At 71.3% G+C, this 25552-nt stretch carries 22 protein-coding genes, 1 tRNA gene, 1 other RNA gene and 1 pseudogene; 19 read left to right on the top strand and 6 right to left on the bottom strand.

The features are described from left to right. The first annotated feature begins 1 nt into the window (after window position 1). A complete protein-coding gene (gene fdhD, locus NT132_RS10310) occupies window positions 2-853 on the top strand; it encodes a formate dehydrogenase accessory sulfurtransferase FdhD (protein WP_297788122.1) in 852 nt (283 codons plus the stop codon). 4 nt (window positions 854-857) lie between these two features. Here the strand turns inward: fdhD and NT132_RS10305 are convergent, their stop codons facing one another. Continuing rightward, window positions 858-1469, bottom strand: coding sequence for a helix-turn-helix domain-containing protein (locus NT132_RS10305; protein ID WP_297788120.1), 612 nt, complete (start codon window positions 1467-1469; stop codon window positions 858-860). A gap of 76 nt (window positions 1470-1545) precedes the next feature. Here NT132_RS10305 and NT132_RS10300 point away from each other — a divergent pair, with 76 nt between their 5' ends. The 4 genes from NT132_RS10300 (at window position 1546) to gnd (ending at window position 4714) form a co-directional block, all read left to right on the top strand. Then, window positions 1546-2463, top strand: a complete 918-nt coding sequence (locus NT132_RS10300; protein WP_297788118.1) for a diacylglycerol kinase family protein — start codon at window positions 1546-1548, stop codon at window positions 2461-2463. Between the two features lie 10 nt (window positions 2464-2473). Then, window positions 2474-3208: a DUF1361 domain-containing protein gene (locus NT132_RS10295; protein ID WP_297788116.1), complete on the top strand. Its 735-nt coding sequence runs from the start codon at window positions 2474-2476 to the stop codon at window positions 3206-3208. Between the two features lie 115 nt (window positions 3209-3323). Beyond that, window positions 3324-3584, top strand: a complete 261-nt coding sequence (locus tag NT132_RS10290) for a DUF6458 family protein (RefSeq protein WP_297788114.1) — start codon at window positions 3324-3326, stop codon at window positions 3582-3584. Between the two features lie 74 nt (window positions 3585-3658). Further along, window positions 3659-4714 (top strand): phosphogluconate dehydrogenase (NAD(+)-dependent, decarboxylating), encoded by a 1056-nt coding sequence (gene gnd, locus NT132_RS10285; protein WP_297788112.1) that lies wholly within the window; start codon window positions 3659-3661, stop codon window positions 4712-4714. Window positions 4715-4730: 16 nt separating this feature from the next. On the opposite strand, the gene NT132_RS10280 is transcribed toward gnd, so the two are convergent. Then, window positions 4731-5498 carry an SDR family NAD(P)-dependent oxidoreductase gene (locus NT132_RS10280; RefSeq protein ID WP_297788109.1) on the bottom strand — a complete coding sequence of 256 codons (768 nt, stop codon included), beginning with the start codon at window positions 5496-5498 and terminating at the stop codon, window positions 4731-4733. A gap of 101 nt (window positions 5499-5599) precedes the next feature. Here NT132_RS10280 and NT132_RS10275 point away from each other — a divergent pair, with 101 nt between their 5' ends. Then, window positions 5600-6454, top strand: coding sequence for a helix-turn-helix transcriptional regulator (locus NT132_RS10275; protein WP_297788107.1), 855 nt, complete (start codon window positions 5600-5602; stop codon window positions 6452-6454). A gap of 75 nt (window positions 6455-6529) precedes the next feature. On the opposite strand, the pseudogene NT132_RS10270 reads toward NT132_RS10275, so the two are convergent. After that, a pseudogene (locus NT132_RS10270) lies at window positions 6530-6937 on the bottom strand (SulP family inorganic anion transporter); the annotation flags it as partial. A gap of 316 nt (window positions 6938-7253) precedes the next feature. Between NT132_RS10270 and NT132_RS10265 the strand changes: the two are divergent. The 6 genes from NT132_RS10265 (at window position 7254) to NT132_RS10240 (ending at window position 11198) form a co-directional block, all read left to right on the top strand. Further along, window positions 7254-7847, top strand: coding sequence for a PadR family transcriptional regulator (locus tag NT132_RS10265; RefSeq protein WP_297788105.1), 594 nt, complete (start codon window positions 7254-7256; stop codon window positions 7845-7847). 2 nt (window positions 7848-7849) lie between these two features. Further along, window positions 7850-9571, top strand: a complete 1722-nt coding sequence (locus NT132_RS10260) for an AarF/UbiB family protein (RefSeq protein ID WP_297788102.1) — start codon at window positions 7850-7852, stop codon at window positions 9569-9571. A gap of 80 nt (window positions 9572-9651) precedes the next feature. Further along, complete coding sequence (locus tag NT132_RS10255; RefSeq protein WP_297788100.1) at window positions 9652-10275, top strand: DUF6518 family protein; 624 nt, start codon at window positions 9652-9654, stop codon at window positions 10273-10275. A gap of 39 nt (window positions 10276-10314) precedes the next feature. Further along, complete coding sequence (locus NT132_RS10250; RefSeq protein ID WP_297788098.1) at window positions 10315-10659, top strand: DUF2200 domain-containing protein; 345 nt, start codon at window positions 10315-10317, stop codon at window positions 10657-10659. Window positions 10660-10704: 45 nt separating this feature from the next. After that, a complete protein-coding gene (locus NT132_RS10245) occupies window positions 10705-11022 on the top strand; it encodes a hypothetical protein (protein WP_297788096.1) in 318 nt (105 codons plus the stop codon). An 84-nt stretch (window positions 11023-11106) separates the two neighbouring features. Continuing rightward, window positions 11107-11198 (top strand) — tRNA-Ser (locus NT132_RS10240). A gap of 51 nt (window positions 11199-11249) precedes the next feature. On the opposite strand, the gene NT132_RS10235 is transcribed toward NT132_RS10240, so the two are convergent. From NT132_RS10235 to NT132_RS10225, 3 genes are read right to left on the bottom strand one after another with little or no spacing between them, the layout of a single operon-like run. Next, window positions 11250-13463, bottom strand: coding sequence for a transglutaminase domain-containing protein (locus NT132_RS10235; protein ID WP_297788094.1), 2214 nt, complete (start codon window positions 13461-13463; stop codon window positions 11250-11252). Beyond that, on the bottom strand, window positions 13450-14691 hold the full coding sequence (locus tag NT132_RS10230; RefSeq protein ID WP_297788092.1) for a DUF58 domain-containing protein: 1242 nt from the start codon (window positions 14689-14691) through the stop codon (window positions 13450-13452). The genes NT132_RS10235 and NT132_RS10230 overlap by 14 nt, the downstream gene beginning before the upstream one ends. A gap of 18 nt (window positions 14692-14709) precedes the next feature. Continuing rightward, entirely contained in the window at window positions 14710-15675 is a 966-nt protein-coding gene (locus tag NT132_RS10225; protein WP_297788341.1) for a MoxR family ATPase, read from the bottom strand. Between the two features lie 144 nt (window positions 15676-15819). On the opposite strand from NT132_RS10225, the gene ffs reads away from it, so the two are divergent. From ffs to recR, 7 genes are all read left to right on the top strand, one after another. Then, an RNA gene (gene ffs, locus NT132_RS10220) (signal recognition particle sRNA small type) lies at window positions 15820-15916 on the top strand. Between the two features lie 81 nt (window positions 15917-15997). Then, window positions 15998-18115, top strand: a complete 2118-nt coding sequence (gene pta / locus NT132_RS10215) for a phosphate acetyltransferase (protein ID WP_297788090.1) — start codon at window positions 15998-16000, stop codon at window positions 18113-18115. Further along, window positions 18112-19347: an acetate kinase gene (locus NT132_RS10210; RefSeq protein WP_297788088.1), complete on the top strand. Its 1236-nt coding sequence runs from the start codon at window positions 18112-18114 to the stop codon at window positions 19345-19347. Before pta ends, NT132_RS10210 begins: the two co-directional genes overlap by 4 nt. Before the next feature lie 60 nt (window positions 19348-19407). After that, window positions 19408-20133 carry an HAD-IA family hydrolase gene (locus NT132_RS10205; protein WP_297788086.1) on the top strand — a complete coding sequence of 242 codons (726 nt, stop codon included), beginning with the start codon at window positions 19408-19410 and terminating at the stop codon, window positions 20131-20133. A 50-nt stretch (window positions 20134-20183) separates the two neighbouring features. Next, window positions 20184-22709, top strand: a complete 2526-nt coding sequence (locus NT132_RS10200) for a glycosyl hydrolase family 65 protein (RefSeq protein WP_297788085.1) — start codon at window positions 20184-20186, stop codon at window positions 22707-22709. A gap of 96 nt (window positions 22710-22805) precedes the next feature. Next, window positions 22806-24959: a DNA polymerase III subunit gamma and tau gene (locus NT132_RS10195; protein WP_297788084.1), complete on the top strand. Its 2154-nt coding sequence runs from the start codon at window positions 22806-22808 to the stop codon at window positions 24957-24959. Continuing rightward, a complete protein-coding gene (recR, locus tag NT132_RS10190; RefSeq protein ID WP_297788081.1) occupies window positions 24959-25552 on the top strand; it encodes a recombination mediator RecR in 594 nt (197 codons plus the stop codon). The genes NT132_RS10195 and recR overlap by 1 nt, the downstream gene beginning before the upstream one ends.

Here is a 25552-nt window from a genome sequence, read left to right as displayed (position 1 = left end):
CATGGGACGCATCACGGCACGTCGTCCGGTGGTGAAGATCCGGCTGGGCGAGGAACCGACCCGGCGGGCCGATGTGCTCGCCGTGGAGGAGCCGCTGGAGATCCGCGTGGCGGGGAGCCCCCTCGCGATCACGATGCGCACCCCCGGCCACGACGTCGAGCTCGCCGCGGGGTTCCTGGTGTCGGAGGCCGTCATCGGGCGCGGCGAGGAATTCCACGGCGCCATCCACTGCGGCGGTCCCGGCACCGGCGGCAGGGAGAACACGTACAACGTGCTCGATGTCACCCTGGCGCCCGGGGTGACCCCGCCGTCACCCGACATAGCCCGGAACTTCTACACCACGAGCTCGTGCGGCATGTGCGGGAAGGCGTCGATCGACGCCGTCGAGACGGTGTCGCGGTACGACGTCTCGACCGACGACGTGACCGTGGATGCGGCGATCCTCACCACCTTCCCCGATCGCCTGCGCGAACAGCAGGCAGTGTTCGACAAGACCGGCGGACTGCACGCCGCCGCCCTGTTCGACGTGGACACCGGCGAGCTGCTCGTGCTCCGCGAGGACGTCGGCCGGCACAACGCCGTCGACAAGGTCGTCGGCTGGGCCGTGCTGAACGACCGGCTGCCGCTGCGGCGCACCGTGCTTCAGGTGTCGGGCCGGGCGAGCTTCGAACTCGTGCAGAAGGCCGTGATGGCCGGCATCCCCCTGCTCGCCGCGGTCTCCGCGCCGTCGTCGCTCGCGGTCGAGCTGGCGGCCGCGTCCGGGCTCACCCTCGTCGGATTCCTCCGCGGCACGTCGATGAACGTCTACAGCGGGGTCGAGCGGGTGCGGGTGCCGGAGCACGCCGCGCTCTGACGCGTCAGCGCGCCAGGTGCACCACGCACCGGGCCGGATCGCACGAGGGTGCCATCTCGGCGACGTGCAGCGGACCGCCGGCCTGCGACAGCACGCCCTCCATGAGTCCCAGGTGCACCGAGCACAGGGTGGTGCGTGCCTGAGCCGTGGACGACGCGTGCGGGCAGGGGGAGAGGTCCACGGTGAGTGTCGTCTCGTCGATCACCGGGTCGAACCCGGCCTCGCCGAGGTCGTCGACCAGGGCATCCAGCTGGTGGACGGCATCGGTCGGCAGGCCCTCCGCGCCGGTGTCGGTCCACGGCATGATGCGACGCATCAGGTCGCCGCGGACGGCGGCCTCCCGTGCCTTCCGGAGGGCGATCGGGCTGCGGCCACCCTGATCGGCGGATGCGGCGCTGTAGAGGACGCGCGGACGGCCCCGGGTGGTGCGCTTCTCCGGCTCGGCGACGACATAGCCGCTGTCGATGAGGCGCTGCAGGTGCTCGCGCACCGTGTTCGCGTGCAGGCCGGTGGTCTGGCACAGCTCCGCGATGGTGCGCTGCGGTCGCTCCTGCAGCATGTGCAGGACCTGCACGCGGGAATAGCTCGAGATGGCGCTGTACGCCGGCCGGGTCATGCCTCCATTATCGGTCCGCCCGGGGCATTCCGGCCCCGGTTTGCCGAAGACCGGGGGAACAGAGCAGGGTGGGGCCATGACGCAATCGCAGGTCGGCATCGTGTTCAACCCCAGCAAGATCTCTCGAGCGGATCTGGAGAAGGCCTGGCAGGAGGCCGGGGCGGATGCGGCGGTGTCCTGGTTCGAGACCACCCCGGAGGATCCGGGGCAGGGGCCCGCGCGCGACGCGCTGGCTGCGGGGTGCGACCTGGTGGTGGTCGCGGGCGGCGACGGGACGGTCCGCGCGGTGGCCGAGACGCTCGCCGGCACCGGTGTGCACCTCGGCATCGTGCCGCAGGGCACCGGCAATCTGCTTGCCCGGAACCTCGGCATCCCGCTGACCATCGGTCCCGCGATGGCGCGCATCGTGTCGGGCGAACCGCGCACGATCGACGTCGGCTGGGTGGAGACCGACGGCGGGGAGCGGCACGCCTTCGTCGTCATGATCGGGTTCGGCCTGGACGCGCAGATGCTCGCCGAGACCGACGACGATCTGAAGTCCCGTGCCGGGTGGCTCGCCTACGTCGAGGCGATGGGACGCGCGCTCGCCGCATCCGATGTGCTGGAGCTCACCGTCACGGTCGACGACCGCGAGCCGCAGCAGACGCAGGCACACACGGTGCTCGTCGGCAACTGCGGCACGATCCAGGGCGGCGTGACGCTGCTCCCGGATGCGGCGCCCGACGACGGGAAGCTGGACGTGCTCGCCATCAGCTCCGACGGGATGCTGCAGTGGATGGACACGCTCCGCTCGATGGTGTGGGAGAACGGGCTGCTGCGGCTGTTCGACCGTGACCGGAAGGCCGCGAGCACCGAGACCGTCGACCATCACCAGGCGCAGACCGTGCGGGTGGAGCTCCCCGAGCCGCGGGCGTTCGAGATCGACGGGGAAGAGGTCGGCGAGGTGCGCAGCTTCACGGCGAGCATCGACGCCGGGGCGCTCACCGTCCGATGAGGCAGGGCCGATGAGCGTCGCGATCCTGGTCGCGGTGGCCGCCGTGGTCGTGATGAACCTGTACGCGGCCGTGCTGGTGTGGCTGCGCGCAGCCGTGTACGGCGTGACCCTCTACCGGCCGATGCTGGTGAACATCGGGCTGTCCGCCATCCCGGTCTTCGCCGCGGTCCTCGCGATCGCGGGTCTCTTCGTCCTTACGCCGGTGCTCTCGGCCGCCGCGGGGGTGTCGGTCGGCCTGTCGATCGGCATCCTGTGGGGCTATCTCGTGGTCGGCACCCTGCTGTGGTTGCTGTTCTTCCCGAACTCCATCTACCTGATCACCGAACTCAACTTCAGCCACCGGCGTGACGACGATCCGGTGCCGCTGTGGTTCGACATCGTGCAGACCCTCACGCTCACCCTGTCCGGTATCGCGAACGCGGTGCTGAGTCTCGCCGTGGTGCAGACCGGCTTCATCCTCATCGCCGCGCCGAACCAGGGGACGCTGCCGCCCTCGGGCAGCTGGATCTTCGCCGCCGTGCTCATCGTGCTGGGGGCCGTCGGGGTGTACCTCGGTCGGTACCTGCGGTTCAACAGCTGGGACGTGCGGCATCCCGCCGGGATGCTGCGGAAGCTATCCGCCCACCTGCGCCAGCGCGGCAAGGCGCTCGAGTCCGGCGGCTTCGTTCTCACCCACGCGCTACTCATCTCCGTCGTCTACACGCCGCTGTATCTGCTCGCGTACGCCGGGTTCGTGTCCGCCTGAGCCGGAACGCCGACCGCCGCCGGATTGTCAACCCCTCCACTCCCTGTGGCGCCGGACTGGCAGCATCACCGTGGTCGGTGCACCCGCACGGTGGTGCGCCCGAAAGGAGAGCGTGATGAGTATCGGAGCAGGAATCGTTCTGATCGTGATCGGCGCGATCTTGGCGTTCGCGGTGAACGTGGACGTGGAGTTCCTCAACCTCGACCTGATCGGCTACATCCTCATGGGTGCCGGTGTCGTGGTCGTCATCATCGGCATCGCGCTGCTCGCGCGTCGTCGCACCGCCACATCCGTCACCCGCACCTCGGCCGACCCCACCGGCCGGGAGCGCGTCACCGAGCGCTCGGTCAGCGCGGACGACGACCCCCGGATCTGACGCCCGCCTGCCGTCGCCTCCCGTCGCGGCTCTAGACTGCGGCGGGAGGCGCGGCGCGCCCGGGAGGAGCAAGCATGCAGCTGGGGATGATCGGCCTCGGTCGGATGGGTTCGAACATCGTGCGACGCCTGGAACGGGCGGGTCACGAGTGCGTCGTCTACGACGTGAACGCGGCGGCGGTGGCCACCCTCGAGGGTGAAGGATCGACCGGTGCCACCTCGCTCGCCGACCTCGCCGCCAAGCTCGAAGCGCCGCGCGCGGTCTGGCTCATGATCCCGGCCGGTCTCACCGGCAGCGTGGTGGAACAGGTCTCCGCCGTGCTGGAGCCCGGCGACGTGATCATCGACGGCGGCAACTCCAACTACCGCGACGACGTCCGCCGCGCGGCAGCGCTGAAGGACCGCGGCATCCACTACATGGACGTCGGTACGAGCGGCGGCGTCTTCGGTCTCGACCGCGGCTACTGCCTCATGGTCGGCGGTCCCGACGAAGCGGTGGCGCTCCTCGACCCGGTGCTGCGCACCATCGCCCCGGGCGAGGGCGACATCCCTCGCACCCCCGGGCGGACCGGCGAACTCGCGCCGGAGGAGCTCGGCTACCTGCACTGCGGGCCCTCGGGGGCGGGGCACTTCGTCAAAATGGTCCACAACGGCATCGAGTACGGCATCATGGCCGCGCTTGCCGAGGGCCTCAACATCCTCGAGAACGCGGATGCGGGCGTGCGCGAGGCATCGCACTCGGCCGAGGTGGCGCCGCTCGAAGATCCCGAGTTCTATCAGTTCGACATCGACGTGCCCAAGGTTGCCGAGGTGTGGCGCCGCGGCTCGGTGATCTCCTCGTGGCTGCTCGATCTCACCGCGGCCGCGCTGGAGGAGAACCCCACGCTCAGCGGGCTCGCCGGGCGCGTGTCCGACTCGGGCGAGGGGCGCTGGACGGTCAAGGCCGCGGTCGACGTGGGCGTTCCGGTGCCGGTGCTCGCCGCATCCCTGTTCGAGCGGTTTGCCTCTCGGGGCGAGGACCACTATGCCAACCAGCTCCTCTCCGCCATGCGGCTGCAGTTCGGCGGACACCAGGAGCTGCCCTCCGGCGACAAGCTCGAGGCGGGCTCGCGGAAGTCCGACTCCGCCTGAGCCTGACGCACGGCGGTCACGGACGGGCGTTGTGCGGGTCGGCGGCGTTGAGCGCCTCGACGACCGCGGGGTACTCGCCGCGGGTCTCTGCGTAGCGCAGGAACTTCACACTCTCCACCTGGATCTCGGTCGCTCCTGGCTGGGTCGACAGCAGGGTCATGACCTCGTCGGCGAAAGCGTCCAGCGGCATGGCGACGGCGCTCGTTTCGTGACCCGGCATGAGCGTCGTGCGGACGGCGGGCGGCACCAGCTCCTGCACCTGGACACCGGTGCCCGCGAGTTGCAGTCGGATCGACTCGCTCAGCATGTGGATGGCCGCCTTGGTCGCGTTGTACGTCGGGGTGACGCGCAGCGGCGTGAAGGCGAGGCCGGAGGACACCGTGAGGATGGTGGCGCCCGGCCGCGATGTCAGCTGGTCGATGAACGCGGCGATCAGCCGGATCGGACCGAGGAGGTTGGTGGTGACGGTCTCCTCTGCGGTGTCGAGGAATCCCGCCGAGGTCCAGTCCTCGGCACGCATGATGCCCGCCATCGGGATGAGGACGTTGAGATCGGGGTGACGGGCGATCACGTCGCGCGCGGCGTCGAGGATGCTGCTCGGCACGGTGGTGTCGATCACGATCGTGTCGATCCCCGGGTGATCCCGGGCGATCTGTTCGAGCACGTCGGCGCGGCGCCCGCCGACGATCACGGTGTTCCCCGCGGCGTGCAGGCGTGTGGCCAGGGCGAGGCCGATGCCGCTGGTGGCGCCCGGGATGAAGACGGTGTTTCCGGAGATGTTCATGCCTCGAGCGTGCCCCGGTGCCGGGCGGGCATCCAGGCCCGCCTCATCGGGGGATCGACGGTCCCTGGTTGCGCCGGCGGCACGGGGGGGAGGATGGGGGCATGGATCGTGCTGCCGTGGCCGAGTACCTGCGTCGACGCCGAGACGCCCTGCGCCCGTCCGATGTCGGCCTGAGCGAGGGCGCACGCCGCCGGACGGTGGGACTTCGGCGTGAGGAGGTCGCGCAGCTGGCGACCATGTCGACCGACTACTACACCCGCTTGGAGCAGGCGCGCGGTCCGCAGCCGAGTCCGCAGATGCTGGCGGCCCTGAGTCGGGCGCTGCGGCTGTCGGATGACGAGCGCGATTACCTGTTCCGCATCGCCGGTCACAGCGTGCCCGATAGGCGCTCCTCATCCGCGCATGTGGCGCCCGCGCTGCAGCGGGTCTTCGACCGGCTCTCGGACACACCCGCCCTCATCATCTCGACCCTCGGTGAGGTACTGGCGCAGAACGCTCCTGCGGCAGCGCTGCTCGGAGATCGCGAGAGTGACATCGGCTGGCGCCGGTATGAGGCCTATCGGTGGTTCACCGATCCGGAACGGGAACGGGCACGTTACCCGGAGGCGGACCGTGCCCGCCAGAGCCGGGCGCTGGTCGCGTCGCTCCGCGTGGCGTACGGGACCATGGGTCCCTCGTCCACCGCGGCAGAACTCGTGACCCGACTGCAGCGCGAGAGCCCGGAGTTCCGGGAGCTGTGGGACCTGCAGCTGGTGGCGCAGCGGTTCACCGACCACAAGGTGCTCATCCATCCCGAGGTCGGTGCCATCGAGGTCGACTGTCAGGTGCTGTTCACCGAGGACCGGGCCCAGGCCCTTCTCGTCCTGACCGCGGAACCCCGCAGTGAATCGGAGGAGAAGCTCCGGCTCGTCGGCGTCCTCGGCATGCAGCGGTTCACGACGGCCGCCGGGGGCTGACAGGACCCCCGCTCAGAGGCGTTCGTCGACGGCCGCGGCCGCCGCATCCACGCGCTCGCGGCGGATCATCATCGCCAGCAGCGCCGAGCGCGGGATGAACCGCATGAGCTTCGCCACGCCGAGGAGCCCCAGCACGATCTGCAGGATGCCGGCGAGGATCACGGTCGCGATGAGGTAGTCGAGGCCGTGCTCCCGCACGAGCAGGGCGATCACGAGAGCGACAGCGCCCGTGGCGGCCGTGATCATCGCGGGGCGCCCGCCGAGGAAGGCGATCGCGATCGCCATGACGAACGACGAGAACAGCCCGACCCGCGGGTCGACCCCGGCGATGATCGAGAACGCGATCGCCTCCGGGATGAGGGCGAGCGCGACGACGAGCCCGGCGAGCACCTCCCGGGTGAGGATGCGGGGACTGCGCAGCGCCTGCCACACGGTCGGCTCGATCCGGTCGTGGTTCGCGGGCGCGGGGTCGGCGACGGTCATGGGACTCCGGAGGCGGGGGGGCTCGGACCGGACACGGCGGGCACATCGCCGGGCCTGGCCGGCGGAAGCGGGCGGGCGTCGCGACGACGCATCCGGTGAAATCTGCCGCCGGGGCGCGGCCCGCCGCCTGTCACGAGAATCGGGGATGTCGCGAGAATCGGGCGCTCCGCGCCGATTCGGCCCGCATCTGGTGACATCCCCGAATCCCGTCACCCCGTTTGCGGACGCACGGCGAACACCCAGCCCCAACCCTTCCCCCGGGCTTGTGAGCGATATATCGTTCAGTATCGCTAACCGATCGACCCAGGAGGTCATCATGAACGGTTCTTTCCCCGGAGGCATGTTCGGAACGGGAGCAGGCGGACAGGGCTTCGGCGCCGATTTCGGTGCCGGCCTCGGCAACGCCGCATCCGGTATGTGGGAGGCGATGGACCAGCTGCGTACTGCGTTCGACAAGCGTGTCGGACCGCGCATGGGTCGCGGCGACGTGCGCGCCGCGGTCCTGGCCCTGCTCGCCGAGCAGCCGATGCACGGCTACCAGATCATCCACGAGATCGAGGAGCGCTCCGGCGGCAGCTGGAAGCCGAGCGCAGGCTCGGTCTACCCCACGTTGCAGCTTCTCGCAGACGAGGGCCTCATCAGCGCCGAGGAGGCGAACGGCCGGAAGACCTACTCGCTTACCGAGGCGGGACGTGCGGAGGCCGAGGATGCGGCCGGCAAGCCCGCGCCGTGGGAGAGCTCGGGCCTGCGTGACAGCGGCCGGGCGACCGCGCTGCCGAAGGCCGGCATCGAACTCGCGCAGGTCGCGGCGCAGGTGGCTCGCAGTGGCGACTCCGCGCAGGTGCAGCAGGCCATCGAGGTGCTGGAAGACGCGAAGCGCAAGCTCTACGGCATCCTCGCCCAGGGGTGAGCGTGCCGACGGCAGGTCGGCGTCCGGATGGATCCGTCCCAGGCGCCGTCCCCACCCGTGCGCGGTACCGTCGGATCCTCCGGTTCGCCGGGCGGCATCTCGTGCAGACGTGGTGGTACGAGCTGTTCCTGCCCCGGGTGGGACTCGGCGGCATCGCCGAACGCACGCGTGAGCGTCGGATGCGGCGGCTGGCGCAGCGATTCCACGCCCTCGCGGTCGAACTCGGCGGGCTCATGATCAAGGTCGGCCAGTTCCTGTCGTCGCGCCTCGATGTGCTGCCGCCGGAGATCACGCGGGAGCTGGAGGGCCTTCAGGACGAGGTGCCCGCCGTGCCGTTCGCCCACATCCGCGGGGCGGCCGAGGCCGACCTCGGGATGCCGGTGGAGCGCGCCTTCGCCTGGTTCGACGAGACGCCGGTCGCCGCCGCCTCCCTCGGACAGGCGCACCGCGCGCGGCTGCATCCGGACCTCGCCGCGGACGTCGGATTCGCCGACGTCGTGGTGAAGGTGCAGCGTCCGGGGATCGACGAGATCGTCGAGGTGGACCTCGCAGCCCTACGGCGGGTGGCCGGGTGGCTCAGCCGGGTGCGGGTCGTCGCCGACCGGGTCGACACGCAGGCCCTCGTCACCGAGTTCGCCCACACCAGTCTCGAAGAGGTCGACTACCTGCACGAGGCGGCGGGCGCCGAGCGGTTCGCCGCCGACTTCGCCGACGACTCCCGCGTCGCCGTGCCGGATGTCGTCTGGGAGCGCACGACACGGCGGGTGCTGACCCTCGCCGACGTCACCGCGCTGAAGATCACCGACGTGGATGCGCTCCGCGCCGCGGGCATCGATCCGTCGGAGGTGGCCTCGACGTTCGCGTCGGTCATGTTCGACCAGCTGTTCACCCACGGCTACTTCCACGCCGACCCGCACCCCGGGAACATCTTCGTCACCCCGTTCGGGACCCCGGGCGCCGACGGCGCCCCGGCGTGGCGGCTGACGTTCATCGACTTCGGCATGATGGGCGAGGCCTCCCCGACGCTGCGGAGCGGCCTCCGGCGGGTGCTCATCGCGGTGGCTGCCCGCGACGGCGCCGGCATGATCGCCGCCGCGCAGAGCCTCGGGGTGCTCTTGCCCTCGGCCGACACGCGAGAACTGGAACGAGCTCTGACGCAGCTGTTCGCCCGCTTCGGCGGCATGGGCTTCGCCGAGCTCCGCGACGTCGACCCGCGGGAGTTCCGCGACTTCGCGGTCGAGTTCGGCGACGTGGTGCGGTCGTTGCCGTTCCAGCTGCCGGAGAACTTCCTCCTCATCATCCGCTCGATGTCGCTCGTGTCCGGCGTGTGCAGCTCGCTCGATCCCGCGTTCAACCTGTGGGACTCGGTCGAGCCATACGCCGCACAGCTGCTGCGCGACGAGCGCGGCAACGTGATCCAGGACGCGGCGCGGCAGGCGATGTCCATGGTCGGGGTGGCCGCGCGCCTGCCGCAGCGACTGGACGCGGTGATCACGCGCGTTGAAGAGGGTCGTGTGTCGGTCGACACGTCGGGGCTGGAGCGCCGCGTCGTGCGGCTCGAGTCGCTCGCGCGCCGCATCCTCTCCGGCATCCTGTTCACCGCCCTGCTCGTCGGGGGAATCATCCTGCGTGGACAGGACCAGCTGTTCGGCACCGTGCTCATGGTGACCTCCGCCCTGCCGCTCCTGCATGCGCTGTTCGCGGGGGTCGCGGGCAGGCGGTGACACCAGGATCATCCGCCAGGCGGATGCGGGTCCCCCCGCAGGGGGATGCCCGCAGCGGCGCCCCTTCCTAGCCTGGGAGCATGACCGAGGCGATCACCGTCCCTGCCCGTGCGGCGTGGCTGTCCTGGCGCCTCCCCGGCGTCCTCGTCCTCAGCCTCGTCCTCGGCGGGGCGACGTCGTGGGGACAGTTCCTGCTGCCGGACTGGATCGTGTCGATCGCGAACTCGTCGAGTGGGTGGACGCTGATCACGGCGTTGCTGGTGTTCGTGGCGCGGCTGCCGCTGTGGCCCTCGGTGGTGGCCGGCGCCGGCAGTTTCGTGCTGCTCACCGTCGGGTACGCGGTCGTGTCGGACTGGCGCGGGTTCTCCTACGACCCCACGTTCTTCGTGGTCGTCGGGGTCATCGTCGGCCCGTTCGTGGGGGCGGCGGCGGCGTGGATCCGCGGCCGCGGCGTCCCCGCGGCGCTGGCCTCCGCCCTGCTCGCCGGTATCGGCGTGGGGGAGGCGGTCTACGGGGTCACCGTCGTCGCGGACAGCACGAGCCCGGTGTACTGGTGGATCATCGGGTCGGCCGGCGTCCTGCTGCTCGGGGGGATGACCGGGTGGCGACTGCGTGGCGTGCACCCGCGTGTGATCGCGGTCGTCGGAACGCTCCTGGTGGCGGGTGCCTTCCTCGCGACGTACACGACGTCCTGGTCCTTCTGACAGGTGTCGTGATCGGGGCGCGCTGACTACGCTGGCGGCGTGCACCGGATCTTCACGACCAGCTTCGCGTCGGTTTACCCGCTGTATGTCGCGAAGCTCGAGCGCAAGGGCCGTACCCGCGCCGAACTCGACGACGTCATCGCCTGGTTGACGGGCTTCGACGACGCGGCACTGCGCGCGCACCTGGATGCGGGGAGCACGTTCGAGGAGTTCTTCGCGGCGGCGCAGCTGAACCCGGATGCGGAGCGGATCACCGGTGTCGTGTGCGGGGTGCGCGTCGAGCAGATCGCGGATCCGCTGATGCAGCGGATCCGCTACCTCGACAAGCTCGTCGACGAGCTCGCGCGGGGTAAGGCCATGGGTAAGGTCCTCCGGCACGCTTGAACCGGACCCGTTGCGAGGACCGGCCGAGCTTCGTAGCGTGGGTGGATGTCCCCGCACACGACACGGCACGCCACCCTCCTCGCCGGGGTGGTGGGTGTCCTGGCCGGCGCCGCCGTCGGCGTCGCGCTCGGCCTGCTCCTGCACAGCGTGTGGATCGGTGTCGTCGCCGGCGTCGTGCTGGCGATCCTCGTGGCGCTGTCACTGCGGCGATGGTGGCTCACCGGCGGCAGCGCCCGCGCGGACACCACCGGCCCGGCAGGGGTGGGACGCCCGGCCACCTCGCTTGGCGGCGGTCTTCCCGGCTCCGTCGGCCCGGCCGTCGAGATGCCGCCCGCGCCCGGCACGGACCGCCCCTCGCATTGAGCGGGAAGCAGGGGCCGGCGGACCCCCGCCAGGCTGGCGGCCAGGCGTCAGAGCACGAGCCCGGCGATGGTAAGCTCGACGATTGGAAGTGTGTCCGAGCGGCCTAAGGAGCATGGCTGGAATCCATGTAGGCGGGGTAACTCGTCTCGCAGGTTCAAATCCTGTCACTTCCGCCACACGATGAGCGTCATCCCCCTGCGGGATGGCGCTCATCGCTTTTTTCGCGGTCAGCCGCTGCCGCCTGCCAGCGCCGTTCCGGGCCGTACCAGAAGCGATCGCGGCGCGAGCAGTGCCCCCCACCGGCGCGCCGTCGGGGCGGCGGCGAGAAGGCTCGCGCGGACCGTCGAGGCCGCGGCCGCAGCCCCCGCGGCCTCCTCGCCGGGAGGGGCGTAGGCTGCCCGCTCCACGGCGCGCACGAGCGCCGCGACCGCGTCGGGGTCGGCGCCGGCGGCGCGCAGGCGCTCGCCGAAGCCGCGGGGGGAGTCGCTCGCCGGGGCGAGGATGCCGAGATCGATCGCCGTCTCCTGCACGAGCACCCAGGATGCGGCGGCATCGCCCGCCCGCATCCGTCGCCGTCGCCGGATCGCCCCCGCCATGCCGGGAGCGACCAGGACGAGGAGCGCGATCACCGTGATCCCGCCCGCACCCGCCCACGCCCGCGCGGTGTCACCCGCGGCGGCAGCGGACGGGGCGCCGCCAGGGATGTCCTCGGGCGTGCGGCCGGGTGCCACGGAAGACGACGGTGCGGTGGTGGGGGCGTCGGCCGCGCCGGGGGACGCCGTGGCAGACGTGCCGCCCGAGGTTGAGAACCGGGGCGGAGCGCCGAGGCTGTTGGTCGGCTCGAACCCCACCCAGCCGATCCCCTCGAAGTACACCTCCGGCCAGGCGTGCAGCAGGTTGCTCGTCACCGCGTAGACGGACTCGCCGTCGACGAGCTCGCCGGTCGCCGTTCCCGGCAGGTAGCCGACGACGATCCGGCTCGGCATGCCGAGCGTTCGCGCCATCAACGCGAACGATGAGGCGAAGTGCACGCAGTATCCCTCGCGCACCCGGAGGAACTGCGCGATCGCCGCCACCCCGGCGCCGTCGAAGTCGTCGGCGACCGGTGCCGTCAGCGAGTAGGAGAACTCGCTGGAGCGGAACCATCGCTGCAGCGCAGCCGCCGCGTCGTAGTCGCTCGCCGCCCCGGCCGTCACCTCGAGAGCCAGCTCGGCGACCTCCGGCGGAGTGTCGTCGGGCACGGTGCGGTAGCGGCCGGCGACGTCGGAGTCGCGGGCGGACGCAGCACGGATCTGATCCAGCGACGGTTGCACGCGGGTGCTCACCACGTCGAAGCTCTGCCCCACCGAGTCGGCGTTCAGTGCCACGACCGTCCGGTTGTCCTGCTGCAGGCCCCACGTGCCCTCGAGCCCGTCGATGCCGGTCGCCGCGAACGGGACCGGCAGGTAGCCGCTGCGCAGGCTCGCGATCTCGATGTGCGTGGCGACCTCCACGAGCGAGACGTCGGAGTCGGCGATGACCGGCTCGAATCCGTTCTCCACCGGGTCCAGGGCGCCGCCGTCCGGCCGCCACCGCTCGCCGTCGAAGCCCGACAGCGTCGCCGCGCGCAGGTAGGGCGCCCCGCCCGCCGACGAGTGGACCGTCAGCACGTCGACCGGGTCCGGCCGGCGCAGGTCGTCACCGAACCGCAGCGACGCGTCGATCCCGATGCTGCCGCCGCCACCCACTGTCACCCGCTGCACCGGGGTCGGCAGCAACGGCGTCGCCACGAACGCCACCACCACCGCGATCGCACCGACCGCCAGCGCTCCCGCCGACGATCCGCTCCATACCCGGCGGTCCCGGCCGGGCCGGGTGCGCACGTCGGTCCACAGCAGCAGCAGGATGCTGCCGGCCAGCAGCACCACCTGCCCGCCGTCGAACCGACTCGGGACCGCCACCGAGGGGGCGAGCCCCACGGCCAGGAGAGCGACCGCGGCGAGGAGTGGCAGGCGCGTGGCGATGACGACGTAGTCCAGCACGATCGCCAGGGCGCCGGTTGCGGCGACGAAGAAGAACGACACCGGCAGGCTCGCCGGCAGCGGCGCGACCCCGGTCGTCATTTCTCCGACCGTCTGCTGCACCAGGTCGGCGGCGAAGCCCACCGTGGCGGGGGAGGGGATCACCGCGAACCATGCCGCGTCTCGGAAGAACACCGCCGTCAGCGCGCACACCCACACCACGGCCTCGGCGAGCGGGGCGACGGGCGCGGGCCAGCGAAGGCCCCGGACGAGCACGCCCACGCCGAGGAGGAGGGCGGCCAGAGCGAGGCCGCCCGGCAGCCAGGGGCCCGGTTCGATCACCCGCAGCGACGGCAGCAGCGCCGCACACACCGCGAGCTCCACCGCGAGCGCGGTCGACAGCCGTGGAGCGGGGCTGCGGGCGCCGTCACCGCGTGCCACGGTCGGCCCCCTCCGCCACCGCATCCGCCCACGCGTCCGCGATCGTCGTGCCGTCCGTCACGGCCTGCGCGCGCCAGCCGTGCGCCTGCGTGAGTGTGCCGGAAGCGCCCTCGACCGCCAGGAGCACCGGCAGGGTGGTGTGGGATGCGGCGGGGGCGAGCGCGACCGCATCCGCCTCGGTGAGGTGCCCCGTGACGATCACGACGGGGCCCCGCAGGTCGCCGCTGAGTCCCAGTGCGGACGGCGAGAGGGTGCCCGCCGCGTGGGCGCGGACGTCTGCGAGGGAGGTCTGCATGGCGTGCAGGCCGGCCTCGTCGCCCCCGTCGACCGGTTCGCACAGCAGCGCGCCGGTGGAATCCATGACCTCGACGGTGAATCCGTCACGTACCAGCCGGGTCACCACCGACACACATGCCGTCACCGCCGTCTCGAACGCGTCATCCGCCCCGGGGGTCGTCGCGGCGGCGGGGGAGAAGCGCTCCACCGCACGATCGAGCACCACGCGGGCATCGGGGGACGTCTCCCGCTCCTCCTGGCGCACCATCAGCTCGTCCCGGTGCGCGCTGGCCCGCCAGTGGATGCGGCGCATCGAATCCCCGGGCGCCCACGGGCGTGCGACGAGGTCGTCGTACCCCTGCCCGTATCGGTTGCTCGGCGTAGGCTGCGCGCCCCCGGACCGGCCCATCACCGCGCCAGTGGACACGAGCTCGTGCGGGGCGGGGGTGACCACGACCCGGGTCAGGTCGCCGAGCTCCACCGTCCGCCGCGCGATGCCGAACGGGTCGGCGACCGTCACGGTGAACGGGCCGAGCCAGCGCACGCCCCGGGTCGTCGCCCGCAGCCGGTACGACAGCAGGGTCGCCCGTTCGCCGCTCGACCAGGCCGCCGTTACCGCCGGGAACAGTCCCCCCGCGGTCCCTGCGAGCCCCGCCGGTATGCCGTCGTGCCACGTACCCGCCGGACTCCCCGCCGTCGACAGCATCCGCACCCGCACCTGTACCGTGACCTCGTCCCCCGTCGGCGGGGCCTCTGGCGCCACGATCCGCGCCACCTCGGCCCGCCGCCGTGCCCCGTGCACCCACACGAGACACCCGGCCACGAGCGCGAGCAGCAGCATCCCGAACCACTGCAGCTCGACGAGCCCCACCTGGTTCGCCGTGCCGAAGCACGCGAGCGCGAGGACGACCGCGCCGGTGCCGCGGAGCGTCAGCGGCCACCACCGTCTCATGGTCGCCCTCGCATCGTGTCAGCCGCGCGGCGCCAGCGGCACCCGGGTGGTGGCCACGACCCGTTCCAGCAGCGCGGCGATGTGCTGGGCGGGATCGGCGCCCCGGGCAGCGCTCACCCGGGAGGGGATCAGGCGGTGCGCGAACACCGGCACGACGAGCGCCGCGATGTCGTCGGGAATGACGAAGCCGCGGCCGTCGAGCGCTGCCTGCACCTTCGCCGCCCGCACCAGCTGCAGCGTCGCGCGGGGGCTCGCGCCCAGCCGCAGCTCGGGGTGAGACCGGGTCGCCTGCGCCAGCGCGACGGCGTACTCCTCGACCGCTGGGGCGACGTGGATGGCCCGCGCCCACGCCACGAGATCCAGCACGCCGGTGGCGTCGACCACCGGCTCCAGGCGCGCGAGCGGATTGTCGACCTCGCGCTGACGCAGCATGAGCACCTCGGCGGCCGCATCCGGGTATCCCATGGAGATGCGCATCATGAAGCGGTCCCGCTGCGCCTCCGGCAGCGCGTACGTGCCCTCCATGTCGAGCGGGTTCTGCGTCGCCACCACGAGGAACGGCTCGGCGAGGCGGTGGGAGTGGCCGTCGACCGTGACCTGCCTCTCCTCCATCGCCTCCAGCAGCGCCGACTGCGTCTTAGGGGAGGAACGGTTGATCTCGTCCGCGATGACGATGTGCGCGAACACCGCACCCGGCTTGAACTCGAACTCGCGCGCCACCGGGTCGAACACCGACACGCCGGTGACGTCGCCCGGCAGCAGGTCGGGCGTGAACTGGATGCGGCGCACCGTCGCGTCGACGGATGCCGCCAGCGCCCGCGCCAGCATGGTCTTGCCGACGCCCGGGACATCCTCGATCAGCAAATGCCCCTCGGCGAGGAGGGCGATCAGGGCGGCGCGGACCGCATCCGGCTTGCCGTCGATGACCTTCTCGACCGAGGCGGTGATGGCACCCGTGACCGCCGCGAACCGGTCGGCGGTCATGCCCGCCGGCGGCGCGGCCTTCTGCTCGGTGTCGGGCATCGGACCTCCGCGGGATCGAGGACAGGTGCTGTGATCGTAACCCCCGCGGGCGGGGCTGGGACGGGTCCGGCGGATCGGGGGCCCGCGGGGCTGCGTTAGACTTGTGGCGGCTCTCCGCGTGGCGACATCCAGGCCAACTCCCCCAGGACGGAAACGTAGCAAGGGTAACCAGGCTCTGTCGGGTGCGCGGAGGGTCTTTTCTTTGCCCGGAGGCCGATTGCGCGCAGGGTATTCCCGGCTCCGTGGCCTCGCTCGGATGCGGGGGCGCGCCTAGGGTGGAGGCGTGGCGCACAGCATCCTGATCACCTCCGCCGAAGGCCACTCCGGGAAGTCCACGGTTGCTCTCGGCGTGCTCGACGCCCTCAGTCACGCCACCGCGCGGGTCGGGGTGTTCCGCACGATCGCCCGGTCCACGCTCGAGCGCGACTACGTGCTCGAGATGCTCCTCGACCATGACGGCGTCGACCTGGATTACGAGGAGTGCATCGGCGTCGACTACGACGACATGCACGCCGACCCGGATGCGGCCATGGCGCGGATTGTGGAACGGTACAAGGCCGTAGAGGCGCAGTGCGACGCGGTCGTCGTCCTCGGCAGCGACTTCACCGATGTCGGAAGCCCGGCCGAGTTCGGCTTCAACGCCCGCATCGCCGCGAATCTCGGCGTCCCGGTACTGCTCGTCGTCGGCGGCCGGTCGCAGCAGGGGGAGAGCGACCAGCTCGGCATGAGCGACCCACGCACCTCCGACGAGGTCGCACAGGTCGCCGCGCTCGCCCTGGTGGAGCTGCGTGCCGAGCGGGCGGAGCTGTTCGCCGTCGTCGCCAACCGGGTCGAACCCGAGCTGCTGGACGAGACGATCGCGGCCGTCCGCGGCAGCGTCGGCGAGGACGTGCCGGTGTGGGCGCTCCCCGAGGATCGCTTCCTCGTCGCTCCGTCCGTCCGGGGCGTCATGCGCTCCGTCGCGGGGACGCTGCTCAAGGGCGACCCGGACCTGCTCACCCGCGAGGTGCTCGGCGTCGTCGTCGCCGGCATGTCGATGGTGAACGTGCTGCCGCGACTCACCGAGAGCGCCGTGGTCGTCATCCCCGCCGACCGCACCGAGGTGCTGCTTGCCGCTCTCCTCGCCCACGCCTCCGGCACGTTCCCGTCGCTCGCGGCGGTGGTGCTGAACGGTCCGTTCCCGCTCCCTGAGCCGATCGACCGGCTCATCGACGGCCTCGACTCGTCGCTGCCGATCGTCACGACCGAGCTCGGCACCTACGACACCGCGGTGCGGATCATCAACACGCGCGGGCGCCTGGCCGCCGACTCGCAGCGCCGCTACGACACCGCCCTGTCGCTGTTCGAGCAGCACATCGACGGCACCGAGCTCACCCGGCTCCTCGGCCTTGCCCGGCCGAGCGTCGTGACCCCGCTGATGTTCGAGTACGGCCTCATCGAGCGGGCTCGGTCGGAGCGCAAGCACATCGTGCTGCCGGAGGGAGATGACGACCGCATCCTCCGCGCCGCCGCGACCGTCCTCGCCCGCGGCATCGCCGACCTCACCATCCTCGGCGAGGAGATCGAGGTGCGTGCGCGGGCGATCGAACTCGGCATCGACATCCGCGCGGCGAAGGTCGTCAGCCCCTTCGACGCGCTGTGGGGCCACCGCTTCGCCGAGGAGTACGCCGAGCTGCGCAAGCACCGGGGCGTGACGCCGGCGCAGGCCGCCGACACGATCTCCGACGTCTCCTACTTCGGCACGATGATGGTGCACGCGGGACTCGCGGACGGCATGGTCTCGGGCGCCGCGCACACCACGGCGCACACGATCCGTCCCGCATTCGAGATCATCAAAACGAAGCCCGGGGTGTCGGTCGTCTCGAGCGTCTTCCTCATGGCGCTCGCCGACCGGGTGCTCGTCTACGGCGACTGCGCCGTGATCCCCGACCCCACCGCCACCCAGCTCGCTGACATCGCGATCTCCTCCGCGGCGACGGCGGCGCAGTTCGGCATCGAGCCGCGAGTTGCGATGCTGTCGTACTCCACCGGGGAGTCCGGATCCGGCGCCGACGTCGACAAGGTGCGGGAGGCGACCGCCCTGGTGCGGGAGCGCGCACCCGAGCTGCCGGTGGAAGGCCCCATCCAGTACGACGCGGCTGCCGACGCCGCCGTCGCGCGAGCGAAGATGCCGGGCTCCGACGTCGCCGGACGCGCCACCGTGTTCGTCTTCCCCGACCTCAATACCGGCAACAACACGTACAAGGCGGTGCAGCGCTCCGCCGGCGCGGTCGCGATCGGCCCGGTGCTGCAGGGACTCAACAAGCCCATCAACGACCTGTCCCGCGGCGCGCTCGTCGACGACATCGTCAACACCATCGCGATCACCGCCATCCAGGCGCAGGGGGAGACGTCGGCATGAGCGTCGTCCTGGTGATCAACAGCGGCTCCTCGTCGTTCAAGTACCGGCTGCTGGACATGGCGCACGAACAGGTGCTCGCCTCGGGCCTGGTGGAACGGATCGGCGAGGACCAGGGTCGCACCTCCCACACCGTGGCGGCGGCCGCGTTCGCGAGCCCGGATGCGGTCACCCCCACGGTCCTGGATGCCACCAGCACCCGCGACCTGCCGATCCCCGACCACGCGGCCGGGTTCCAGGGGATGCTCGACGCGTTCGAGCTGCACGGCCCGTCCCTCACCGACCACGCGCCGGTCGCCGTCGGCCACCGCGTCGTGCACGGCGGCGCCCGCTTCCTCGAGCCGACGGTCATCAACCGCCTGGTCGAGATCAACATCGACGAGCTGTCGGCGCTCGCGCCGCTGCACAACCCCGGCGCGCTGCAGGGCATCCGCGCGGCGCGGGAGGCCTTCCCCGGCGTCCCGCACGTGGCCGTGTTCGACACCGCGTTCCACCAGACCATGCCGGCCGGGGCCTACACCTACGCGATCGACCGCACCGTGACCGAGCCGCTCCGCATCCGGAAGTACGGCTTCCACGGCACCTCGCACAAGTACGTCAGCGAGGCCGCCGCCGCGTTCCTCGGCCGCCCGCTGACGGAGCTGAAGCAGATCGTGTTCCACCTCGGCAACGGCGCCTCCGTCGCGGCGATCGACGGCGGCCGCTCCGTGGACACCTCGATGGGACTCACGCCGCTCGAAGGGCTCGTGATGGGCACCCGCTCGGGCGACATCGACCCGGCCGTCGTGTTCCAGCTCGCCCGCCGGGCCGACATGTCCATCGGTGAGATCGACACGTTGCTGAACAAGAAGTCCGGCATCCTGGGGCTCGCCGGCGTCTCCGACATGCGCGATCTGTCCGCACGCGTCGACGCGGGCGACCCGTTCGCACAGCTGGCCATGGACGTGTACGTGCACCGGTTGCGCGCCTATGCCGGCTCCTACCTCGCTCAGCTCGACGGCGCCGACGTCATCTCGTTTACCGCCGGGGTGGGGGAGAACTCGCCGGAGGTGCGCGAAGCGGCTGTCGCGACGCTCGGCTTCGCGGGCGTGAGCATCGATCCCGACCGCAACGCCGCGCACGCCGGCGGCATCCGTGTCATCTCCACCGACTCGTCGAGGATCACCGTGCTGGTGGTGCCGACCGACGAGGAACTGGAGATCGCGCGCCAGACGCTGCAGGCCGCCGACGTCTGATCCGTCATCGGCGCGTAACCCGCGCCCGCTACGCTTTCCCGACCCGCCTCTGGAGGTTCTGTGACCGCCCTGCCCGACCTGACGACGTTCGATGCCGTGCTCTTCGACCTGGACGGTGTGCTGACGCCCACCGCCGAGGTCCATATGCACGCGTGGCAGACGATGTTCGAGGAGCTGTTCGAGGCGTGGGGGATCGAACCGCCCTACACCGAGGCCGACTACTTCGAGTACCTCGACGGCAAGAAGCGGTACGACGGCGTGGCGAGCCTACTGCGCAGCCGCGACGTCGAGGTGCCGTGGGGGAGCCCCGACGACGACCCCGCCGAGAACACGGTGTGCGGCATCGGCAACCGGAAGAACGAAGTGTTCGCCCGTGTGCTGCGAGCCGAGGGCATCGGCCCCTACGAGGGATCGCTGCGGCTCGTCGACCGGCTCGTCGCGGCCGGCGTGCCGGTCGCCGTCGTCTCCAGCTCGAAGAACGCCGAAGAGGTGCTGGACGCGGCCGGCATCCGCGATCGCTTCGCCGTCGTCATGGACGGCGTCATCGCCGAGCGCGACGGACTCGCCTCCAAGCCCGCGCCGGACGTCTTCGTGGAGGCCGCCAGGATGCTGGGCGTCGACCCCGCGCGCAGCGCCGCCGTCGAGGACGCGCTGAGCGGTGTGCGTTCCGCGGTCGCGGGCGGATTCGGGCTGGTCGTGGGGGTGGATCGCGGCGTCGGCGCGGACGCGTTGCGTGAGGCCGGTGCTCACGTTGTCGTCGACGACCTCTCCGCTTTCGTAGACTGATTCGTCGGCCTGCCCGAACACGGCCCACCTGGAAAAAGAAAGCACTGCTGATGATGGATCGCGACCGTTTCCCCGTCGACCCGTGGCGGCTGGTCGAGACGTCGTTCTCGTTGGAGGACGCGGGGGTCACCGAGACGATCTTCTCGGTGGGCAACGGCTACCTGGGCCTACGCGGCAACCACCCGGAAGGGCGGTTCGGTCACGAGCAGGGCACCTTCATCAACGGTTTCCACGAGACGTTCCCCATCCGTCATGCGGAGCAGGCGTACGGGTTCGCCGAGGTCGGCCAGACCATCGTGAACGCTCCCGATGCGAAGGTCATGCGGGTCTACGTCGACGACGAGCCGTTGTCGTTCGACGTGGCCGACATCCTCGAGTACGAGCGCGCCCTCGACATGCGCGAGGGCGTGCTGCGCCGTCACCTGCTGTGGCGCACCCCGTCGGGCAAGCGCGTGCGCATCGACTACGAGCGCATGGTGTCGTTTGAGGAGAAGCACCTGGCGGTCATGAGCGTCGAGGTGACGGTGCTCGACGCCGACGCCCCGGTGACCGTGAACTGCCAGCTGGTGAACCGGCAGGACGGCGAGGACGTCTACGGCGGGTCGCCGACCGCGCCGAAGAAGGGCGCGTTCGACCCGCGGAAGGCGGAGCGCATCGCCGAGCGCGTGCTGCAGCCGCAGGAATACTGGCAGGACGGGTACCGCTCGGTGCTCAGCTACCGGGTCACCCAGTCCGGCATGACGCTGGCGGTCGCCGCCGACCACACCATCGAGACCGAGAATGAGTACAACGCCCGGTCGCTGGTCGAGCCCGACATCGCCAAGAACGTGTTCCGGGTGCACGCCAAGGCGGGCGTCCCGGTCAAGGTGACCAAGACCGTCAGCTACCACACCTCCCGCGGCGTCCCCACGCGCGAGCTCATCGACCGGTGCCGGCGCACCCTCGACCGCGCCGCCGAGGTCGGCATCGACATGCTCCACGAGCGCCAGCATGCCTGGCTCGACGCGTTTTGGGACCGTTCGGATGTGCGCATCGGCGGCCACGACGACCTGCAGCAGGCGACCCGCTGGTGCCTGTTCCAGCTTGCGCAGGCCACGGCGCGCGCTGACGGGATGGGTGTGCCCGCGAAGGGGCTCAGCGGTTCCGGGTACAGCGGCCACTACTTCTGGGACACCGAGGTGTACGTGCTGCCGTTCCTGGCATACACGTCGCCGCTGTGGGCACGCAACGCCCTCCGGATGCGGGTGCTCATGCTCCCGGCCGCCCGCAAGCGCGCCTTCCAGCTGAACGAGGCTGGCGCCCTGTTCCCGTGGCGCACCATCAACGGCGAGGAGGCGTCGGCGTACTACGCCGCCGGCACCGCGCAGTACCACATCAACGCCGACGTCAGCTTCGCGCTGGCGAAGTATGTCCGCGCGACCGGCGACATCGACTTCCTCTACCGCGAGGCGGTGGACATCGCGGTCGAGACCGCACGCCTGTGGGCCACCCTCGGTTTCTGGCGCGAGGAGATCGACGGCGAGGACAGCTTCCACATCCACGGTGTGACCGGGCCTGACGAATACACCACCGTCGTCAACGACAACCTGTTCACGAATGTGATGGCCCGTTTCAACCTCCGTTTCGCGGCCCGCACGGTGCGCGAGATGGCGGAGACCGCGCCCGAGGCGTACCGGCAGATGTCGGACCGGTTGAACCTCGACCCCGGTGAGGCGGAGGGATGGGAGCGGGCAGCCGAAGCCATGCACATCCCGTTCAGCCCGGCGCTCGGCATCCACCCCCAGGACGAGGTGTTCCTCGAGCGGGAGATGTGGGACCTGGAGAACACGCCGGAAGAGCAGCGCCCGCTGCTGTTGCACTTCCACCCGCTGGTGATCTACCGGTACCAGGTACTGAAGCAGGCCGATGTGGTGCTCGCGCTGTTCCTGCAGGGCAACCACTTCACCGATGAGGAGAAACTGGCCGACTTCGAGTACTACGACCCGCTCACCACGGGCGATTCCACGCTGTCCGGGGTCGTGCAGTCGATCCTCGCGGCGGAGGTGGGGTACCAGGATCTGGCGCTGGAGTACTTCCTCGACGGCATCTTCGTCGACCTCGCCGACCTGCACCACAACGCCGCGGATGGCGTGCACGTGGCCTCTGCGGGCGGCGTGTGGACCTCGCTCGTCGGCGGCTTCGGCGGCATGCGGGACCACTACGGCGAGCTCACCTTCGACCCGCGCCTGCCTGCCGCGTGGCCCGAGCTGTCGTACCCGCTGGCCTGGCACGGCACGGTGCTGCGCATCACCCTGCGGCGCGACGAGATGATCGTCCGCGCCGACGAGGGCGGCGCCGAGGTGCCGTTCCTCGTTCGCGGGGTGCGGTACGCCGTCGCCGGCGGCGAAGAGGTCGTCATCCCGCTCGCGACGCAGGGTCCGGTGCGTCCGGGACGCCCGACGCTGCGGATGTTCGCGGACGCGCGGCGCGAGGACGGCACGCTGCTGTCCGCATCCGTCCCGATCATGACGACGACGATCCCGGTGGTCACCGGCTCCCTTCCGGCCCTCGACCCGGCGGCACCGCTCGACGTCTGACCCGTCTGCCTCGTCCCGCTGACCGCTCGGTGTGAGGAGGGGCGGGCGGGAGCGGCGGCCTGCCGGGATGTCGGCGGCACGCCGTAGGCTGGGTGCGTGACCACCGCTCTGTATCGCCGCTACCGTCCTGAGGCGTTCGGCGAGATGATCGGTCAGTCCCAGGTGACCGATCCGCTGATGACGGCGCTGCGCGCCGACCGGGTCGGGCACGCCTACCTGTTCTCAGGGCCTCGCGGATGCGGCAAGACCACGTCAGCCCGCATCCTCGCCCGCTGCCTGAACTGCGCCCAGGGGCCCACCGACACCCCCTGCGGGGAGTGCGACAGCTGCGTGGAGCTCGGTCGCGGCGGCGGCGGTTCGCTCGACGTCGTCGAGATCGACGCAGCGAGCCACAACGGCGTCGACGACGCCCGTGACCTGCGCGAGCGGGCGATCTTCGCCCCGGCCCGCGACCGGTTCAAGATCTTCATCCTCGATGAGGCGCACATGGTCACCCCGCAGGGGTTCAACGCGCTGCTGAAGCTCGTCGAGGAGCCGCCGGAGCACGTGAAGTTCATCTTCGCCACCACCGAGCCCGACAAGGTCATCGGCACGATCCGCTCGCGCACCCACCACTACCCGTTCCGGCTGGTGCCACCGGCTGCGATGCTCGAATACGTGCAGCAGCTGTGCGAGAGCGAGGGCGTCTCGGTCGAGGCAGGCGTGCTGCCGCTCGTCGTGCGCGCCGGCGGCGGTTCGCCCCGCGACACGCTGTCGCTGCTGGATCAGCTGATCGCCGGGTCCGAGGGGCCGACCGTCGCTTACGAACGTGCCGTCGCCCTCCTCGGGTACACGCACGGGGAGCTGCTCGACACGATCGTCGAGGCGCTGGGTGACCGCGATTCCGGTGCGGCGTTCGCGGCCATCGACCGGGTCGTGCAGACCGGGCAGGACCCGCGCCGGTTCATCGAAGACCTGCTCGAGCGCCTGCGCGATCTCATTATCGTCGCAGCCACGGGCCCTGCCGCGAGCGCGGTGCTGCGCGGTATCCCGGGCGACGAGCTCGAGCGGATGGCGCGGCAGACCACCATCTTCGGCGCCGACCGGCTGTCGCAGACCGCCGACATCGTTATCGCCGCCCTCGACGAGATGACCGGGGCAACCTCGCCCCGTCTTCAGCTCGAACTCATGGTGGCGCGGGTGCTCTCGCAGACTACGAGCGCGGCGGCCGCCGGTGCACCGGGTGCCGGTGCGGCAGCCGCGCCCGCGCCGCCCGCATCCGTTGCCTCGGCGCCTGCGCCCGCCGCCCCCACGCCTGTCGCCCCCGCTCCTCCTGCTGCTGCTCCCGCGGCTCCGGTCGCCGCGCCCGCCGGCCCGGCGCCGGCCGCCGCCCCTGCGCCCGCCGTCTCGCCCGCGACGTCCGCATCCCCGGTCGAGGCGCCCGCAGCCGACGAAGCCGCACCTCCCGTGCGCCCGGTCGGACCGGTCACGGTGCAGCACATGCGCGACGCCTGGCCGGAGGTGCTGGCGGGTCTCGAGAAGATCAGTCGCACGTCGTGGCTCGTCGCCACCGGTGCCCGGGTGATCGCGCTCGACGGCGACATTCTCACCCTGGCGTTCCAGAGCGCCGCCGATGTCACCGCGTTCAAGAAGCGCGCCGCCGGTCAGGGTCCGAGCGAAGACCTGCGTCAGGCGATCCAGGGGGTGCTCGGCATCCGGGTGAAGTACATCGCGCGCCACGAGGGCGATGACACCCCGCCGGCCCCTCCCGCGGCGCCCGCACCGCCGAGCGGCGGAGCCACCGTATCCGTGCCGCCCGCCGCCCCCACCGCATCCGGGTCGGCGAACGCGGGCGCCGCTGAGCGCCCCGCGGCCGGGACGCGTCTTGCGGCGTCTTCCGCGCCCGTCACCGAGTGGGCGGTCGCACCGATCCCGGTGTCCGAGCCGGTGGAGCCTGCCCAGTTCGCCGTCGACGACGAGCCGGAGGATGCAGCGGAGGTCCGCGAACGCGTCGCCACCGTGCCGCCGGTGCGGGAAGGCGCGGTCCTGCCCACCTCCGAGGTGGCGCCGTCGATCGAGCCCGACGAGGACGACGACCTCGACATCGTCGACCCGCCCACCGCGTCCGCCCCCGTCCCGCCGGTGAACGCCCGCCCGGTGCGCCCGGCGCCCGGTGGTGTGCAGCGCTACGGTGAGGCGGTCGTCCGGCAGTTGCTCGATGCGCGCTTCGTGCGTGAGGAGCCCTACGAGGCACCGACGAGGTTCAACTGATGTACGACGGCATCGTCCAGGAACTGATCGACGAATTCGGCCGCCTCCCCGGCATCGGGCCGAAGTCCGCGCAGCGGATCGCGTTCCACATCCTGCAGACCCCGAACTTCGACGTGCTGCGGTTGTCGCAGCTGCTCGGCGAGGTGCGCGAGAAAGTGCGCTTCTGCGAGGTGTGTGGCAACGTGTCCGAGCAGGACCGATGCAGCATCTGCCGCGACCCCCGTCGTGACCCCGCCGTCATCTGCGTGGTCGAGGATGCCAAGGATGTCGCCGCGATCGAACGCACCCGGGAGTTCCGCGGCCTGTACCACGTGCTGGGCGGCGTGATCAGCCCCATCGCCGGCGTCGGACCCGACGACCTGCGGGTCACCCAGCTCATGCAGCGACTCGCCGATGGCACCGTGCAGGAGGTCATCCTCGCCACGAACCCGAACCTCGAGGGCGAGGCGACCGCGACCTACCTCAGCCGGCTGCTGACGACGCTCGAGATCCGCGTCAGCCGTCTGGCCTCCGGTCTGCCCGTGGGAGGCGACCTGGAATACGCGGACGAGGTCACCCTCGGGCGGGCGTTCGAGGGCCGACGGACCCTCTGA

This window comes from Microbacterium sp., from assembly GCF_026393345.1.
Classification (GTDB): domain Bacteria; phylum Actinomycetota; class Actinomycetes; order Actinomycetales; family Microbacteriaceae; genus Microbacterium.
Note: the sequence above shows the minus strand (reverse complement) of the source record. Positions and strands in the feature narration are given on the sequence as shown.

Coding starts and splice junctions, on each gene's coding strand:
- NT132_RS10245 (WP_297788096.1), top strand. CDS start 10,705: ATGTCCCCGCACACGACACGGCACGCCACCCTCCTCGCCGGGGTGGTG.
- NT132_RS10290 (WP_297788114.1), top strand. CDS start 3,324: ATGAGTATCGGAGCAGGAATCGTTCTGATCGTGATCGGCGCGATCTTG.
- NT132_RS10200 (WP_297788085.1), top strand. CDS start 20,184: ATGATGGATCGCGACCGTTTCCCCGTCGACCCGTGGCGGCTGGTCGAG.
- NT132_RS10275 (WP_297788107.1), top strand. CDS start 5,600: ATGGATCGTGCTGCCGTGGCCGAGTACCTGCGTCGACGCCGAGACGCC.
- NT132_RS10230 (WP_297788092.1), bottom strand. CDS start 14,691: ATGAGACGGTGGTGGCCGCTGACGCTCCGCGGCACCGGCGCGGTCGTC.
- NT132_RS10255 (WP_297788100.1), top strand. CDS start 9,652: ATGACCGAGGCGATCACCGTCCCTGCCCGTGCGGCGTGGCTGTCCTGG.
- NT132_RS10280 (WP_297788109.1), bottom strand. CDS start 5,498: ATGAACATCTCCGGAAACACCGTCTTCATCCCGGGCGCCACCAGCGGC.
- NT132_RS10210 (WP_297788088.1), top strand. CDS start 18,112: ATGAGCGTCGTCCTGGTGATCAACAGCGGCTCCTCGTCGTTCAAGTAC.
- NT132_RS10225 (WP_297788341.1), bottom strand. CDS start 15,675: ATGACCGCCGACCGGTTCGCGGCGGTCACGGGTGCCATCACCGCCTCG.
- NT132_RS10305 (WP_297788120.1), bottom strand. CDS start 1,469: ATGACCCGGCCGGCGTACAGCGCCATCTCGAGCTATTCCCGCGTGCAG.
- NT132_RS10300 (WP_297788118.1), top strand. CDS start 1,546: ATGACGCAATCGCAGGTCGGCATCGTGTTCAACCCCAGCAAGATCTCT.
- NT132_RS10265 (WP_297788105.1), top strand. CDS start 7,254: ATGAACGGTTCTTTCCCCGGAGGCATGTTCGGAACGGGAGCAGGCGGA.
- NT132_RS10295 (WP_297788116.1), top strand. CDS start 2,474: ATGAGCGTCGCGATCCTGGTCGCGGTGGCCGCCGTGGTCGTGATGAAC.
- fdhD (WP_297788122.1), top strand. CDS start 2: ATGGGACGCATCACGGCACGTCGTCCGGTGGTGAAGATCCGGCTGGGC.
- recR (WP_297788081.1), top strand. CDS start 24,959: ATGTACGACGGCATCGTCCAGGAACTGATCGACGAATTCGGCCGCCTC.
- gnd (WP_297788112.1), top strand. CDS start 3,659: ATGCAGCTGGGGATGATCGGCCTCGGTCGGATGGGTTCGAACATCGTG.